The following is a 12,513-nucleotide window of genomic DNA, read 5'->3' as shown; positions in this document are numbered from 1 at the left end:
GTGGAAAAAGAACTAATAGCATCCGCCTTTTACTTCTATACACGGATCGAGAAGAGGGGTCTCCCTCTGGAGACCTCCAAGGCTCTTATAAACTTCTATTATGGGAAAACCAGTAGGGATACATCTAACTCTATGTTAGAGCGGGCGAAATCCTATCTTTCTTTTTGGATAGAGAACGATTCCCTCGTTCAGATATACAAACGCTACTTTAATTCCTTATTAAAAAAGGAAGATTTGACCTTAGGGGAGTGCTTCGCACCATTCGTCCTAATCAACTGTCAGGAGAGCTTTGATAGGTTAATATTTAACAGGAGAAGGAAGCAAGCGAGCGTTTTTTTAGAGAATTTTTTTGGGAATTTAGACATAGAGGATCTTTTTTCTTTGGAAGATAGGGAAGAGTTCTTCAAAAAGCTCTACAGAAGGGTTCCTCTTCCAACACCTCACAGGCTCTACATATCAACCCATATAGCATTTCTCGTAAGTCCCAACGATTTCCCTCCGCTCACTCCCTCCACCGGCAGTTATGTGGACATAAGATCCTTAGAGTCCTACCTTCGGTTCAGGAGATACATAAGGGAAAGGAAGCACAGACCTATAGAGGTGTACGCCCTTCTACATACGTTATTGGAAAGCGTGCCTTCAAAGAGGAAAGGTATAGAAAATGTCCTCGGTTTGGACAGAGAACACGAGCTTTTATTAAAAGCCTCGGAGCTCTGGAATAAAGGTAGGTTTTACGAGGTTCATGAGGTTCTGGAAGAAGTATGGAAGGGATTGTCAGACAGAGGAGATAGGGAATGCCTTCAGGGGATTATAAGGCTTGCCATAGCTTTACATCACGTAACCGAAGGCGAGAGGAAGAGAGCGATTAACGTCCTTCGGAAAGCCCTTCCTCAGATGAAGGGCTGCGGAAGAGGAAATAAACTCAACGTTTCGGAACTTAGAAAATTCGGTGAAGCCTTACTCCACAGCCTCCAGAACGCTTCTGAACCACCCACTACCCCAAAGCTCAGAGTGATATAATTTAAAAAGTCTTAGGAGGGTGTAGCTCAGCTGGTAGAGCGGGGGACTGTGGATCCCCATGTCGCGGGTTCGAGTCCCGTCACCCTCCCTTGACATCCCTCTATTGCGAACAACTCAGGAGAGTATTGAATTTCAAAGGCTCGGTTGTCGTAGGTTATCTCCTTGACAAGAGTTTTGAAGAAAGTCCTTATTTTGTAGTAGTCTCCGCTCTTCATAAGCTCTTCAAATATAGACTTGACCTGTTTGGGATCTATTCTCGGCGTTACGCTCAAAACCCTCAGTTTCTTGATCTGGGATAACTCGGCTTCTATTTTCTCTCTCCATCTCTGGAGACGGTTAAGTTCGTCCTTCACAGCTTCGGGATCTACGCCGAGGGTGATGGCTTTAACGAGGTTGTCTATCTGCCTTTCTATCTTTTCCTTTTCTTTCCTTAGCTCGGCTTCTTTCTTCCCGAAGGTGTCCGTCTCCTTTCTGATCACTTCTTCGAGACGTTTTGTGAGTTCCTGTAAGGTTTTCTCGTCAAGGATGTAGTCAAGGATTTCTTTCGACAGGAACTCGTCAACCTTATGAGCGGGAAGGATCTCTTGATTGCACTTGCGGTGTAACCGGTTGTAACAGACGTAGTAGAAGTAAAGTCCGCCTTTCCCCTTTCCCGTCCGTGTGGTCATGGCGGATCCGCACTTCCCACATTTCAGAAGACCGACGAAGAACATCTTTGCCTTGTGCCCGCCCTTCTCTTCTTTGTATCTCCGTTGGAGTTCTTTCTGTATCTCTTCCCATTCTTCGTCGGAGATGTAGCGAAGATCCTCGAAATAGACTCGAATGTCGCCATACTCTATAATCCCTTTGTAGAGGGGATTTTTGAGAACTCTGAGAACTTTCTTTTTGTTCCATTCGCTCGTGCCGAGTTCCCGATTCAGGTAGTGGGCTATCTCAAGTCCGCCCAAACCTTTACGGAAAAGCTCAAGGATCTTGAAGTAGATCGGTGCTGTTTCCTCATCTTTGTGTATGCGACCTTTGCCATCTTCTCCTTTTACGATTTTGTAGCCTACGGGGCACTTGTTTTTGGGATAGATCCGCTTTTTGATAGCCTCTTCTATGCCCCTGAGCGTATGCTTTTTAACCATGAGCGTGTAATATTCATCAAGAAGCTCAAAGATACCTTCGGTTAAATACGAAGCAACCGGATCGTTAGGTAGAGGAGTAACGACATAGTGAAGCTCTATTCCGTTCTTCCTCAGGAGCCTTTTGTAGTAGATAGCGTCCTCCCGGTTGCGAGCAAAACGGGAGGTGTCAAAAACTATAAAACAATCGACTTTGTTTTTGATTGCGTAGGCTATAGCTTCTTGGAACTGTGGCCTTTTGTCTGTGGATCCTGATATACCTTCGTCTTTGAAAATAGCTACAACTTCAATCCCTTTCTCCTGTGCATACTTCAGACATTGCGAGATCTGGCTCTCTATCGGGGTTTCCTTCTCCGCCTGATCCTGAGTAGACACACGGGCATAGATTATTCCTTTCACGCCACTCCTCAATTATGAAATTTACCAAAAAATCGTAACCTTTGGGAGAAAGTTTGTTTCCACTTCTGTGTACGGCTTTGAAGTCCACTAATTAGCCTCCCGTAACCTTCTCCACTTCTCACACAGGGTGTTGAACATCTTCTTAGCATCTTCGTATTCTTCCATCACCACTCGGAGTTCTCTTTTGAGATCTTCAACGAGTTTGTATCTGCCTCTTTTTGAGTGGTATTTGATGCGTGTCTTGAGGTTTGAAACGTCTTGTTTCAGTCGGTCTCTTCTTCTTCGAGCCTCCTCTATTTCGAATTCGAGGGATTTGAGCGTGGGCATGACTTGACCTCCTCACAACCTCATTGGCATTACTACATAAATGGTTCCACCAACTTCACTCTCCATAACAACCGCCGTATCGGGAGAAGTGAACTTAAGCTTTAGTCCGTGCGTGCATTTCGACACAAAATCGTAAAGGTATTTGGGGTTAAGCCTTATCTCTATATCCTCTCCCTTCGCATAAGGGATTATTATCTCCTCTTCTCCTTCTACCTCATCCTCCTTGAAGGAAATCCACATTCTGTCTTCGTGAACAGAAATGTATATCTTCACCGTAAGAGCCCCTGCAGAAATAACCCGCTTGAGTGTTGTACCGAAGGGAGGAACATCTGCTATGCAGGTAAAATCTTCTTCCTTAGGTATGACCGCAAGATAGTCGGGGAATTCGCCTTCAAGCTCTCTTATATAGAAAGTGAAGGTCTCTGACTCTACAACGGTAAAGTTCTCCGCCTTCCTAAGTAGAACCTCTCCCTCTTCCGTTTTAAGGGCAGACCTCACAAATTTAAGGCTCTTCGCTGGAAGAAGTGCAGAGAAATCTGTTTCTTGACCTGTATCTATCTTATGAAGGGCAAGCCTGTACCCATCCGAAGCTACAAAATGTACCTTGTCGTCCACAGCATGAACATACACACCACGCAGGGACGGTCTCGCTTCGTCATCTTTTGCCACCGCATAGATGACACTTTCAACGCCGTCAATAAAGCTTTGTACCGGCAAGCTTACTTCCGAAGCAACTTCTTCCACCGCCGGAAATTCTGGTAAATCCTCAATAGGGAATAGATCAAGCTTAAAAGCCCCTTCCCTGTAATCTATTACTGCTTTATTGCCGTCAACCCCTATCTCCACCCGCTCATCCTCAATGTTTTTGATAATTCCTGTAAGAGTTCTCCAGTCCACGCATATTCGGAAATCCCCGCTACCCGACATCTTAGCTATTCCGTAGGTTTCCATATCAGTAGCTCTGAGCTCCAAAATTCCATCCTTAGCGGTAATCAGGACCTTAGAAAGAGCCGGTAGCGCCCCTTTCTTTTCTACAGGAAGGGAAATGAGAACGTCTAAAAGCTCTTTCCTGTTTAATTCTGCTCCCACTTCTATCATCTCCCCGCCTCCTTTTCTAACAGCTCAGGATTGTCGTAGATGTTGCCGATAACTTCTGTATTTTTCAAGCTCAAATTAGCATTTTTAAAGTTCAGATTAGCTACTGGGATAGACGATCTCCCCTTCAATGAAGGGTCGTTTGTGTTGATAAGCTCTATATACCACCATTCATATGATTCCTCACCTGTCGCATCCCCAAAACTGGCACGAGGAACAAAACACTGACTACGCCTAACAACACCAACAAGATAGCATCCACTATCGAGCAGAACTACTCTCAAAATATCCCCCTCACATATCTCCTTACCGTTTTTATCCAAAAAACCTACACACCGTCCTACCGTTTCAGGAAGTATGGGATATATCCTCCCGTTTTCACATTGTATTGCAAGCTTTTTAGTCTGTTTGCCCTTTTCGAACTCGTGAAGCTCACAAAGATAACCATATAGCCACTCACCGCTTTTGTCTTTTGCTCTGAACTTAATTGGTCTCACTTTTCACCTCCTTTTCAAAGTCGGGGCGGGAAGCCCCAAAGGGAGAAGAGGAGGGATGCCTACGGCAGCCGGCGGTTGGCATTTCAAGCCTCCGCTTTTATCGGCTGAGAGAGCTTACGGAAGTAGTCTATGATCTCCTCATACTTGTCTTTTGTTATCTCGGCGGTGGACTCTATGCCGAACCTGTCTTTGAGGATCTCCTTGATGGCGTCTTCTCTGTATCCGAGTTCTTTCTTGACTATGGCGAAGAACCTCTTTCTCTGGGCTTCGGTGATGTAGTCTCCGTTTGCTGCAGGAGCGTTGTCTGGGTCTATCTCAGGAGGCTGGCTTGCCTGTGAGACCGGGCTTTCTATTTCCGCTAATACTTGCGGATCCCATTGCTCAGCTTCTTCGTAAGGCAATTCTCCCGCTTCTGCCGGGAACGCCATCCTGAAGCCTTGAGCGATTGTAACTTTCTTTAGCATAAAAATGGGCTGCTCTTTCCAAGCTTTAGTGTCCCTTGCAACTTCTTTTTCGTAAACGGTCCAAACAACGGGTTTCGACCTATCTTTCCGATAGATCGTTATGGTTGCAAACCTTCCCAGAGCTTCATCGTTGCCGATTTCTATCTCCCATCCGTCAAGCTTACCCGTTGCCTCCGCCCTCTTTAAATATTCTCTGTAATCCACAACGGGTTGAATTACATACCTTTGCTGTTCTTTATCCCAGTAGGGGATTAAGTGGATTTCTCGCTTGAGGGGGTCTAAACCCAAATGTTTAGCGTATGCAAGGGCAAGTAAGGCTGTTTGGTCGTCAACCTTGCTGAGGCTGGGCATAGTAGTTCTGAGTATGGCGAGGACTTTCTTAGCGTCCTCCTCCCTAACAATTCCGCCGTTGTTGGTCTTTGCTTTTGCAATTGTGCTCATGATACTACCTCCTGCAAATTGTTTTGAACGGGCTCAACGTAATCGGGCTTGTAAGTTTCTAAAAGCTTCCCAGCGATGTAATAGGTGTTGCCTCCCATCTCGATGATGTGGGCGAGTTCGTATTCGTCGTATCCTCCTCGTAATGGGCTTTGTGTATAGATCCTGATCTTCCTTGCCCTTTTTCTCACAACTATGCCTTCGTGCTCTTTCATTTCGGGATCATTGGCTCTGACTACATATCGCTGGGAGTACCTAAAAGCCTCCCTTAAAGTACGGGGAGTACCGTTTGGTATGAGGACAATCTCCATTTCTCACCTCCTCCTGTGATAAAAACGAGGTTTCTTGGGAGGAGCAACGTGGTAGTTCAGCCCCTCCCATGCTTGGAGCTCCTTCCTGAGCTTGCGGTTTTCTTCCAGAAGGTGGACACTCAGGAAGGTAAGGGCTAAAATGTAGAAAAGCAGAACCGATAAGCCTATGCGGGATCGCCAATCCCTCTTCTTGGCGGTCCTTGCCTCCTTGTAAAATGGACTTATGGGAAAGAAAAAGTTTCTTGCTGAAACAGTTAGGAACTTCGGCGTCGGGCTTATGGTGGGCTCTTTTCTGCTACGAATAGCGGAACGAATATCCGATATTACACTGGTTCTTATTCTTGTAGCAGGCTTGTCAAATGTCGTATTCGCTTTTATCTTATTCCCGGAGGAAGAGTAAAATGGATATAGACTGGACGCTTGTATTGATGGCTGTGGCTGCTTCCCTTGCTCTGTGGTCTTTGGCTTTGTTTGTTGTTTTGCAAGAAAAGAAAACCTCGGTCTGAGACTCATACCGCTACCCTCTTTGTTTCCATTTCCGCAAGGGTTTTTCTGATGTGATGGGCGAGTTCCCCGTTATCCATTCCTGCACTTGCGAGAATTTGGAGGGCTTCGGTAAGCTTTTCTTCGGCTTTCTCCATCCAGAACTCGGCTCCTTGTTCGTTCCCATAGCGCATGTCATCTTTTGCGGCGTTATACCAAGCCCACCCGTGGCGGGCTTTGAGGAATGCAAGGCGCCAAATGGCGTCCTTCTTGGGATCCTCCCTCAGCTTGGTATCCCACGTTCTCATAGCTGACACCTCCTTTGTGGTTTTGCCCCCGCAGGGGTAAACTGGAAAGGGATAGACCCTTCCCCTGCGGAGGTGGTAAAATGGAATGGGGAGCGATAGTAAGCTGGGCAGGAGCTCTGCTTAAACTCCTGCCCAAGGTAGGCGTCCTGCTCAGGCAAGTCCGCCGACTCACCATCACAGGCACTAATGCGGAACTCGGAATGATGGTTATTAGCGTTATCATCGGCGGGCTTGTGGGTCTGGTTCTGTGGTTGTGGAAGGGAGCCCTCTGGAGCTTCTTTGTTGCCCCCGCTTTCTCGGTTATCCTCTACGTGATTTTTGTGAAGGTCAAACAGGCTAAGGAGCCTGTTTATCATGCCGAGGGCTATCTGACTGTAGAGGGCAAAGAGGGAGTCTTTTGTCCTAAGTGCTGGGAGGAAAAGAAGAAGCTGGTTCCTATGAGACATAGGGAGGCTAAGCTTCCCACTCTGGCGGGGGATACTGTGGAATATGAGGATTACATCTGTGAGATGTGTAGGCATGTGGCGACCGTGAAGTGATTTTTTGCCCTCCACGGGCGGGGTAAAATTGCCCCCAATACCCGTGGAGGCGGTAAAATGGAAAAGACGCTGGTGGGCGCCTTCCTCAGATGGGCATTTTTCAGCCTGTCTGCAAGGGAGGCGATTATGCGGACTGTTAATCTTCTGCTCTTTTTCGTTGCGGGTGTGCCTACTCTCCTTATCCTGCTTATTAAAACTTCTCCTGAGCTGCGGGACCTGCGGGACTTGCCGCTTCTTGATCTTGTGTTTATTGTCGCTCCTATAGCCACGCTGATTGCTTACAGGATTGTTATTGACGACCTTGTTGTCCCCAAATACAAACACAACGAGGAGAAGACAAGAGCCTTCTATATGGGGAAGTGGAACACCATTGAACAGCTCGGTACTCGCGTGGGGGATGTAAAAACCAGTGTAGGGAAGATTACCGTTTACAAAATAGGCGATCATGTCGACCTTGTCCCGTGGGATAAGGAGAAGATTGACCTTGAAGAATGGCGGGATTTTAGGGCTAAAGCGGTGAGATCCAAGCCTGACTTCAACACTTTGGAGGACTGGATCAACGCCCTTAAGGAGCTGTGAGGGAGTTGCAAGGATGTGGGAAGCTGTAAGAGAGCTTATTAGCCTCGTCGGGAAGCTCGGAGAAAACGCTTTTATCGTTACTCTTGTAGGAGCGGCACTTGCATTCACGTTATGGTTATACGCCCAAACACGTGACCCGCATCTTCTAAACATTGGATCCCTCCTCGCTGCCACGTTTATGGTTATTGCTCTTCTCTCTCTCCGCTTCCCGCATGAGAGCGATTAGCTGTTTCTTTGTGCGCAGGTAGTCTTCGAGCAAGAAGATGAAGCCTGCGCCGAGAAAAAAGACCGCTATGAAGGCTATCCCCGCTACGGCTATCTCCATCGTGCTCATGGTAGGGATAAATATACAACTAATACTTGTAGATGTCAAGTATTTTTTGTAAATTGCCCCCTCCCCTACTCCGGCTTAAGTTAGAGGGAACTTTTGAGTAGGGAGGGTATAAAAATTTTGGTCGTTCTCCGCTTGATCGTAAACGTTATCTACTGGCTGATTTTCCTGTTCTATGTTGTTGCCTATTCCCTATTATTAACCGCATTGATTGCGCTTCTTGTTGTCTATGCTCTATCGATTTTGGGTGTGGAGGATCGCGTTTTGTTATGGGTCATAACAGGAGGCATATTTGTAGTAGTGTTGTATCGGACTATTAAAAAGGAAGCAAGGGAATACTTTCGTCATGGGGAAACTGACGCTGAAGCAGACCACAAAGATGAAAACTGGGACGATGATATAGACGAGAGTGAGTTGATTATATTCTTGGATGCTCTGGAATACTATAGACCTATTATAGAAATTCTGGAAGCTAATAATAAGCAGATTGATACAAATGAGCTTTCTTCAAGACGAAAGGCGGATGACTTATTGAGACAGGAATTTGCCCCTTTGCTTTTTTCGAAGCTGAACGAATATGTTAAAAACAGCATAATCCTCCTCAGGGCCAATTCATGGCAGGAGTTTGAAAAAGCGGTCGCATTTTTCCTTAAAGCTAATGGTTTTAAAGTATATCTGACTAAGCACGGCGGTGATTTTGGGGCGGATGTTATTGCGGAGAAGGGTAATAGAAAGATATGTATTCAGTGTAAATACTGGAAGAAGCCTGTAGGCGTCAGAGCTGTACAGGAAATAAACACGGCTAAAGGTTTTTACGGCTGTTCTGAGGCGTGGGTTGTAACATCAAACAATAAATTTTCAAAGCAAGCAATAAAATTAGCTGCTGAGGTAGATGTAAATCTTTATAACGTTGCGGACTTAATAAGAGAAATAGGTGTAACTAAAACTCCAAGTAACACCGTGGGAAATTTAGAGAAAGAGATATGGGCTATGTTAGGGGCGGCTGAGTGGGTGAGATGGATAGATCTGCCGAACTCTGAAGATATGTTCTCGGTCGTTGATCACATAATGTTATACTACTGTCCCCTTTGCCTTGGGAAACTGCAATTGAAATATATCCGCAAATTCGGGAAGGAAAAATACTGTTGTACGCGATTCCCTAAATGCTGGTATTTACGGGATCAGGTGGATTATCTACCTACGTTAGCCGTAAAAGTTTATCGCTGGCGACACCTTGAATAACCGTTCCTTTTCCAGAAACAGGTAGTTAGGTTATATACGAGTTAAGGAAGACGAACTGAAGAACAAGGCTACTCAACCCTGATATCATTACCACAAAAAACTCCCCACAATCAAAAGAGATAATGAATAGACGAGTCAGGGCTGTGAGGGGTTATATTATTAACATGGTACTTATACCTTTTCCTAAATCGAGAGCTGACGAATACAGGATAAAGATAGCTTTGGCTAAGTCTATCGAAGATCTCCAGAAGATAGCGGCGAGTATTGAGTATGACCTTGAGAGAAACGCCGTATTCGAGCTCGTTCCTGTACTTCTTGATGCATATCTACTTCTCGGTAAGGCAGATGAGGCTTTATCTCTTCTTAAAAGCATCGAAAAAGAGGGGAGATCTCCCGAGCTTGACCGCTTTGTGGTTTCGTATAAAGTTACCGCACTGATAATGAAAGAAATGCCTGAAGAGGCTCTTAAAGTAATCGAGGAGTACGAGAGCAAACATAAGGGGCGTAGTATGCCTCCGGATGTCAGGCTCTCTAAGGTGGTGACCTTGGTAAATGTTGGCAGATGGGAAGAAGCTATGAGAGAAATGGAAAATATAGATCCGGGCGAACTTGAAAATACCAATACAGAACTTGTTGCACAGATAAGTATCCTCTTAGAAGAGTACAAGAGAGGGAAAGAAGCTCTTGAACAGGAGGAAAGTTTCAGGCGGGCGTACAATCTGCTGACGGATAAAGGGCTTAGAGTCCTTCCTGTCGTCAAAGAAGAAGATGGATGGGAAGAAAAGATGTTTTTCTTTGTACCTCCTACTAAAGACGTCGATAAGATCGTAGAGATAGAAGATAAAGCTTTCAAAGAGATTGTGGATAAGGTAGGCACGCCTTACACTGTCATGGCTCTTTCGTAATGGAAAAACAGAGGTTTGAACCAAGGTATTTTATGGACACTGCAAAGAAGATCTTCCTGTGTGACAAAAACAACCCCAATACGTTCCACAAGCCAACGTTGATAAGAATAGCTATAGGCAGATTCTACTACTCCGCATTTTTGACAGTAAGGGAGATGCTTGCCGACATACTTCCTTCTGAGAAGAGGGCTGAGTTTTTTAAACGTAAGGGTGAGCTTCATTTTATAATCCCCAAAGCATTGAAGCTGTCGAGGAGCGGGGAAATCCGATCTGTGGGGGATAACCTCGCTAAGCTAAGAAACCTGAGAAATCAAGCCGATTACAGTATGGTATATGTACCAACAATGGTTGACTATCATCGGGCACGGCTATACTGCGAAGCTGTCTTTGAAGCTAAAGAAAACCTTAAAGAAGATACAGAGCTTCAGAATCTTGTGATAGGGGTGTTAGAGTCAAGGCTGTGAGAGTTATCTTCCTATAAGACGGGTGTGGGCTTTCTCAAAAGCTTTCTCTACTCTTTTAGGATTAAGCTGGGATATGCGCTTTGTGAAGTCTGCTAAGGAAGAATATAAGTTCATAGCCCTTGAGTAGTGATATTTGCCTGTTGTTCTCCTTGTGTTATAGTCCGCTTGTTTTCTCATGCTGTGCAATTCCTTTAACAAAAGACCTACATCTTTGTTCAGCTCAAGAGTGGCGAGCTTGATGAGGGCGTGCACTTTCGGAAACTCGCCCGCCAGTATTCCCACATACAGGCTGTCTTCGGGCAATCGCTTCAAGTATTGTTCTCTCAACTCAAGGAAGACTGCATAGTACAGTCTACTAACTGCAGTTCTGTAGTTTGCATCGTGGACATGCTGAAGATCGTCCACTATCATACTGGATAGTTTATGAAAGCTCAGCGATACTCGGTTCATCCTCGATTAGGCGTAAAGACACCCACTCAACATCTGGGTTCTCCCAGATCTCATCCGGGACGAGCTTTGCGAACTCCCGAATCAATCCTGTGTATTCCTCGGGAGAAACAGGCTTTTTGGATTTAACGTAGAAGTAAAGAGACCTCATTTCGCCATCTTCTTCGTAAACAGGGATAACCTCTTCAAAGCGGTTATCTTTCTTCAGGTGATCGTATATGCGCTTGAAGTAAGGATACTTATCCACCAGTTCCTTTGCTATAACTTGACCCTTAGCAAAACTATACATATCTATAAATGTAACAATATCGACAAAAGAATACACATCTTTTAGAGCGCTTAGCAGATCCTTGAGTGAAGATTTATAGAGCGGTTTTCCGAGGAGCTGCTCAAAAGCAACGATCCCTTCACGGAACTTTCCGAGGTTAAAGAGGGCAACGATCTTTTCAGCCATGAGCAGTTTGCGCAGTTGTCCTTCAGAATTAGCAAGAAGTGGCTCTATTATCGAAAGAATCTCGTCGTAGCGCCTCAATCGGGATAGAGCTCTGAGATAAAGAAAGAATAATGAAAGAGGGGGCTCCTTGCTCTCCAAAATGATTGGATGGAGTACCTCTACGACATATCCGGGATCCCCTATTTTCAGTTTCACAAGGCATAGCACGTAAAGACTTTCAAAATCGTCGGGCTTTTTGCTAAGATGAGTTTCTATATCTTTCTCTAAGGCTTTCAGTTCTTCGAACGTAACGGCTTCCATTAAGCGGTTCTGAAACTCTACAGCTTTCTTAATAGGTACTATTTTTGCCATCCCTCACTCCACATCCATAGGCTCGTTCGGCGGGAGCTTTTTAAGGACTCTACCGATGATCTTGTAGTCACCGGTCAGTTTTTGAGGGGCGTATTTGCGGTTGTCGGGGACAAGTTCCCACTCGTCGTTCACCTTATGGACTCGACGTATGATCAAGCCGTTCTCTGAGTTCCCGTAGGAAACTGCAAAGAGATAGATCCCTCCCTCTACAAGCTCTTTATCGTTTGGGTCTATAAGCACGGTCCAGCCTTTTGGGATTGTTGGTTCCATGCTATCGCCCAAGACATCAAAAGCCGAGACACTTTTGCGGGAAAGCCTTGACCTTTTTATGAGTGTGTAGTCGTCAGTTATCACCTCTCCGCCCGCTCCTACACCTGTTATTTTAGGAATGGGGACATACTCCCTTTCTACAACATCGGGAGGCGGGGGATATTCTTTAGGGGGTTCTTCTTCAAGGAAGTAAGAGGGTGATACGCCGAGAGCTTGGGAGAGTTTTTTTATTGCTCTCACTGACGCCCTGCTCTTGTTATTAGCAAGTTGGTTTATATACTGTTGCGTATAACCAGTAAGCTTTGCAAGCTTACGCTGGCTTATCCCAAGACGGGCTAAAAGCTCTCTAAGTTTGTCTCCGATGTAGTGCTCCTGTTCTATAGCCTCCACGCCTAACAAATTACAAGCTTTACTTGTATCTGACAATTTACAAGAAAGACCTTGACATATACAAGAATTATTTGT

18 protein-coding genes, 1 tRNA gene and 1 pseudogene are annotated in these 12,513 nt (G+C 45.3%); 7 read left to right on the top strand and 13 right to left on the bottom strand.

Annotation, left to right across the window (positions count from 1 at the left end; all coding sequences use genetic code 11):
• On the top strand, positions 1 to 1,020 hold the full coding sequence (locus tag ACZ483_RS00635; protein WP_464324243.1) for a DUF309 domain-containing protein: 1,020 nt from the start codon (positions 1 to 3) through the stop codon (positions 1,018 to 1,020).
• 15 nt (positions 1,021 to 1,035) lie between these two features.
• Positions 1,036 to 1,108: transfer RNA gene (locus tag ACZ483_RS00630), tRNA-His, on the top strand.
• 460 nt (positions 1,109 to 1,568) lie between these two features.
• Here the strand turns inward: ACZ483_RS00630 and ACZ483_RS00625 are convergent.
• The 9 genes and pseudogenes from ACZ483_RS00625 to ACZ483_RS00585 all read right to left on the bottom strand — a co-directional run.
• Positions 1,569 to 2,519 (bottom strand): annotated as a pseudogene (locus tag ACZ483_RS00625) (recombinase family protein); the annotation flags it as partial.
• The gene (locus tag ACZ483_RS00620; RefSeq protein WP_464324242.1) at positions 2,431 to 2,631 is read right to left on the bottom strand and encodes a hypothetical protein; all 201 of its coding nucleotides are present in this window, start codon (positions 2,629 to 2,631) and stop codon (positions 2,431 to 2,433) included. The pseudogene ACZ483_RS00625 and the gene ACZ483_RS00620, both read right to left, overlap by 89 nt.
• Complete coding sequence (locus tag ACZ483_RS00615; RefSeq protein ID WP_464324241.1) at positions 2,631 to 2,870, bottom strand: hypothetical protein; 240 nt, start codon at positions 2,868 to 2,870, stop codon at positions 2,631 to 2,633. The genes ACZ483_RS00620 and ACZ483_RS00615 overlap by 1 nt, the downstream gene beginning before the upstream one ends.
• A gap of 12 nt (positions 2,871 to 2,882) precedes the next feature.
• On the bottom strand, positions 2,883 to 3,968 hold the full coding sequence (gene dnaN, locus ACZ483_RS00610) for a DNA polymerase III subunit beta (RefSeq protein WP_464324240.1): 1,086 nt from the start codon (positions 3,966 to 3,968) through the stop codon (positions 2,883 to 2,885).
• Positions 3,965 to 4,462, bottom strand: a complete 498-nt coding sequence (locus ACZ483_RS00605) for a YopX family protein (RefSeq protein ID WP_464324239.1) — start codon at positions 4,460 to 4,462, stop codon at positions 3,965 to 3,967. The genes dnaN and ACZ483_RS00605 overlap by 4 nt, the downstream gene beginning before the upstream one ends.
• Before the next feature lie 83 nt (positions 4,463 to 4,545).
• Entirely contained in the window at positions 4,546 to 5,367 is an 822-nt protein-coding gene (locus tag ACZ483_RS00600) for a RecT family recombinase (protein WP_464324238.1), read from the bottom strand.
• A complete protein-coding gene (locus ACZ483_RS00595) occupies positions 5,364 to 5,579 on the bottom strand; it encodes a hypothetical protein (RefSeq protein WP_464324237.1) in 216 nt (71 codons plus the stop codon). Before ACZ483_RS00595 ends, ACZ483_RS00600 begins: the two co-directional genes overlap by 4 nt.
• A gap of 99 nt (positions 5,580 to 5,678) precedes the next feature.
• On the bottom strand, positions 5,679 to 6,188 hold the full coding sequence (locus tag ACZ483_RS00590) for a hypothetical protein (protein ID WP_464324236.1): 510 nt from the start codon (positions 6,186 to 6,188) through the stop codon (positions 5,679 to 5,681).
• Entirely contained in the window at positions 6,185 to 6,466 is a 282-nt protein-coding gene (locus tag ACZ483_RS00585) for a hypothetical protein (RefSeq protein WP_464324235.1), read from the bottom strand. Before ACZ483_RS00585 ends, ACZ483_RS00590 begins: the two co-directional genes overlap by 4 nt.
• Positions 6,467 to 6,546: 80 nt before the next feature.
• On the opposite strand from ACZ483_RS00585, the gene ACZ483_RS00580 reads away from it, so the two are divergent.
• The gene (locus ACZ483_RS00580) at positions 6,547 to 7,005 is read left to right on the top strand and encodes a hypothetical protein (protein ID WP_464324234.1); all 459 of its coding nucleotides are present in this window, start codon (positions 6,547 to 6,549) and stop codon (positions 7,003 to 7,005) included.
• A gap of 57 nt (positions 7,006 to 7,062) precedes the next feature.
• Positions 7,063 to 7,584 carry a hypothetical protein gene (locus tag ACZ483_RS00575; RefSeq protein WP_464324233.1) on the top strand — a complete coding sequence of 174 codons (522 nt, stop codon included), beginning with the start codon at positions 7,063 to 7,065 and terminating at the stop codon, positions 7,582 to 7,584.
• 145 nt (positions 7,585 to 7,729) lie between these two features.
• Here ACZ483_RS00575 and ACZ483_RS00570 read toward each other — a convergent pair whose 3' ends face one another.
• Positions 7,730 to 7,918, bottom strand: coding sequence for a hypothetical protein (locus ACZ483_RS00570; protein ID WP_464324232.1), 189 nt, complete (start codon positions 7,916 to 7,918; stop codon positions 7,730 to 7,732).
• Between the two features lie 93 nt (positions 7,919 to 8,011).
• Between ACZ483_RS00570 and ACZ483_RS00565 the strand changes: the two genes are divergently transcribed.
• From ACZ483_RS00565 to ACZ483_RS00555, 3 genes are all read left to right on the top strand, one after another.
• Entirely contained in the window at positions 8,012 to 9,157 is a 1,146-nt protein-coding gene (locus ACZ483_RS00565; protein WP_464324231.1) for a restriction endonuclease, read from the top strand.
• Positions 9,158 to 9,300: 143 nt separating this feature from the next.
• Positions 9,301 to 10,062 carry a hypothetical protein gene (locus tag ACZ483_RS00560; RefSeq protein WP_464324230.1) on the top strand — a complete coding sequence of 254 codons (762 nt, stop codon included), beginning with the start codon at positions 9,301 to 9,303 and terminating at the stop codon, positions 10,060 to 10,062.
• Positions 10,062 to 10,526, top strand: coding sequence for a hypothetical protein (locus tag ACZ483_RS00555; RefSeq protein WP_464324229.1), 465 nt, complete (start codon positions 10,062 to 10,064; stop codon positions 10,524 to 10,526). Before ACZ483_RS00560 ends, ACZ483_RS00555 begins: the two co-directional genes overlap by 1 nt.
• A gap of 3 nt (positions 10,527 to 10,529) precedes the next feature.
• Here ACZ483_RS00555 and ACZ483_RS00550 read toward each other — a convergent pair whose 3' ends face one another.
• From ACZ483_RS00550 to ACZ483_RS00540, 3 genes are read right to left on the bottom strand one after another with little or no spacing between them, the layout of a single operon-like run.
• Positions 10,530 to 10,937: a hypothetical protein gene (locus ACZ483_RS00550; RefSeq protein WP_464324228.1), complete on the bottom strand. Its 408-nt coding sequence runs from the start codon at positions 10,935 to 10,937 to the stop codon at positions 10,530 to 10,532.
• 10 nt (positions 10,938 to 10,947) lie between these two features.
• Positions 10,948 to 11,778 (bottom strand): hypothetical protein, encoded by an 831-nt coding sequence (locus tag ACZ483_RS00545; RefSeq protein ID WP_464324227.1) that lies wholly within the window; start codon positions 11,776 to 11,778, stop codon positions 10,948 to 10,950.
• 3 nt (positions 11,779 to 11,781) lie between these two features.
• The gene (locus ACZ483_RS00540) at positions 11,782 to 12,438 is read right to left on the bottom strand and encodes an XRE family transcriptional regulator (protein ID WP_464324226.1); all 657 of its coding nucleotides are present in this window, start codon (positions 12,436 to 12,438) and stop codon (positions 11,782 to 11,784) included.
• Positions 12,439 to 12,513 lie beyond the last annotated feature (75 nt).

The sequence above is a fragment of the Hydrogenivirga okinawensis genome, from assembly GCF_055385515.1.
This window is presented reverse-complemented; position numbering and strand designations above follow the sequence as displayed.

What these genes read in the sequence shown, in the direction of transcription:
- ACZ483_RS00615 (WP_464324241.1), bottom strand. Translation starts at nt 2,870, where the DNA reads ATGCCCACGCTCAAATCCCTCGAATTCGAAATAGAGGAGGCTCGAAGA.
- ACZ483_RS00580 (WP_464324234.1), top strand. Translation starts at nt 6,547, where the DNA reads ATGGAATGGGGAGCGATAGTAAGCTGGGCAGGAGCTCTGCTTAAACTC.
- ACZ483_RS00555 (WP_464324229.1), top strand. Translation starts at nt 10,062, where the DNA reads ATGGAAAAACAGAGGTTTGAACCAAGGTATTTTATGGACACTGCAAAG.
- ACZ483_RS00545 (WP_464324227.1), bottom strand. Translation starts at nt 11,778, where the DNA reads ATGGCAAAAATAGTACCTATTAAGAAAGCTGTAGAGTTTCAGAACCGC.
- ACZ483_RS00575 (WP_464324233.1), top strand. Translation starts at nt 7,063, where the DNA reads ATGGAAAAGACGCTGGTGGGCGCCTTCCTCAGATGGGCATTTTTCAGC.
- ACZ483_RS00570 (WP_464324232.1), bottom strand. Translation starts at nt 7,918, where the DNA reads ATGAGCACGATGGAGATAGCCGTAGCGGGGATAGCCTTCATAGCGGTC.
- ACZ483_RS00550 (WP_464324228.1), bottom strand. Translation starts at nt 10,937, where the DNA reads ATGATAGTGGACGATCTTCAGCATGTCCACGATGCAAACTACAGAACT.
- ACZ483_RS00590 (WP_464324236.1), bottom strand. Translation starts at nt 6,188, where the DNA reads ATGAGTCTCAGACCGAGGTTTTCTTTTCTTGCAAAACAACAAACAAAG.
- ACZ483_RS00600 (WP_464324238.1), bottom strand. Translation starts at nt 5,367, where the DNA reads ATGAGCACAATTGCAAAAGCAAAGACCAACAACGGCGGAATTGTTAGG.
- dnaN (WP_464324240.1), bottom strand. Translation starts at nt 3,968, where the DNA reads ATGATAGAAGTGGGAGCAGAATTAAACAGGAAAGAGCTTTTAGACGTT.
- ACZ483_RS00595 (WP_464324237.1), bottom strand. Translation starts at nt 5,579, where the DNA reads ATGAAAGAGCACGAAGGCATAGTTGTGAGAAAAAGGGCAAGGAAGATC.
- ACZ483_RS00585 (WP_464324235.1), bottom strand. Translation starts at nt 6,466, where the DNA reads ATGAGAACGTGGGATACCAAGCTGAGGGAGGATCCCAAGAAGGACGCC.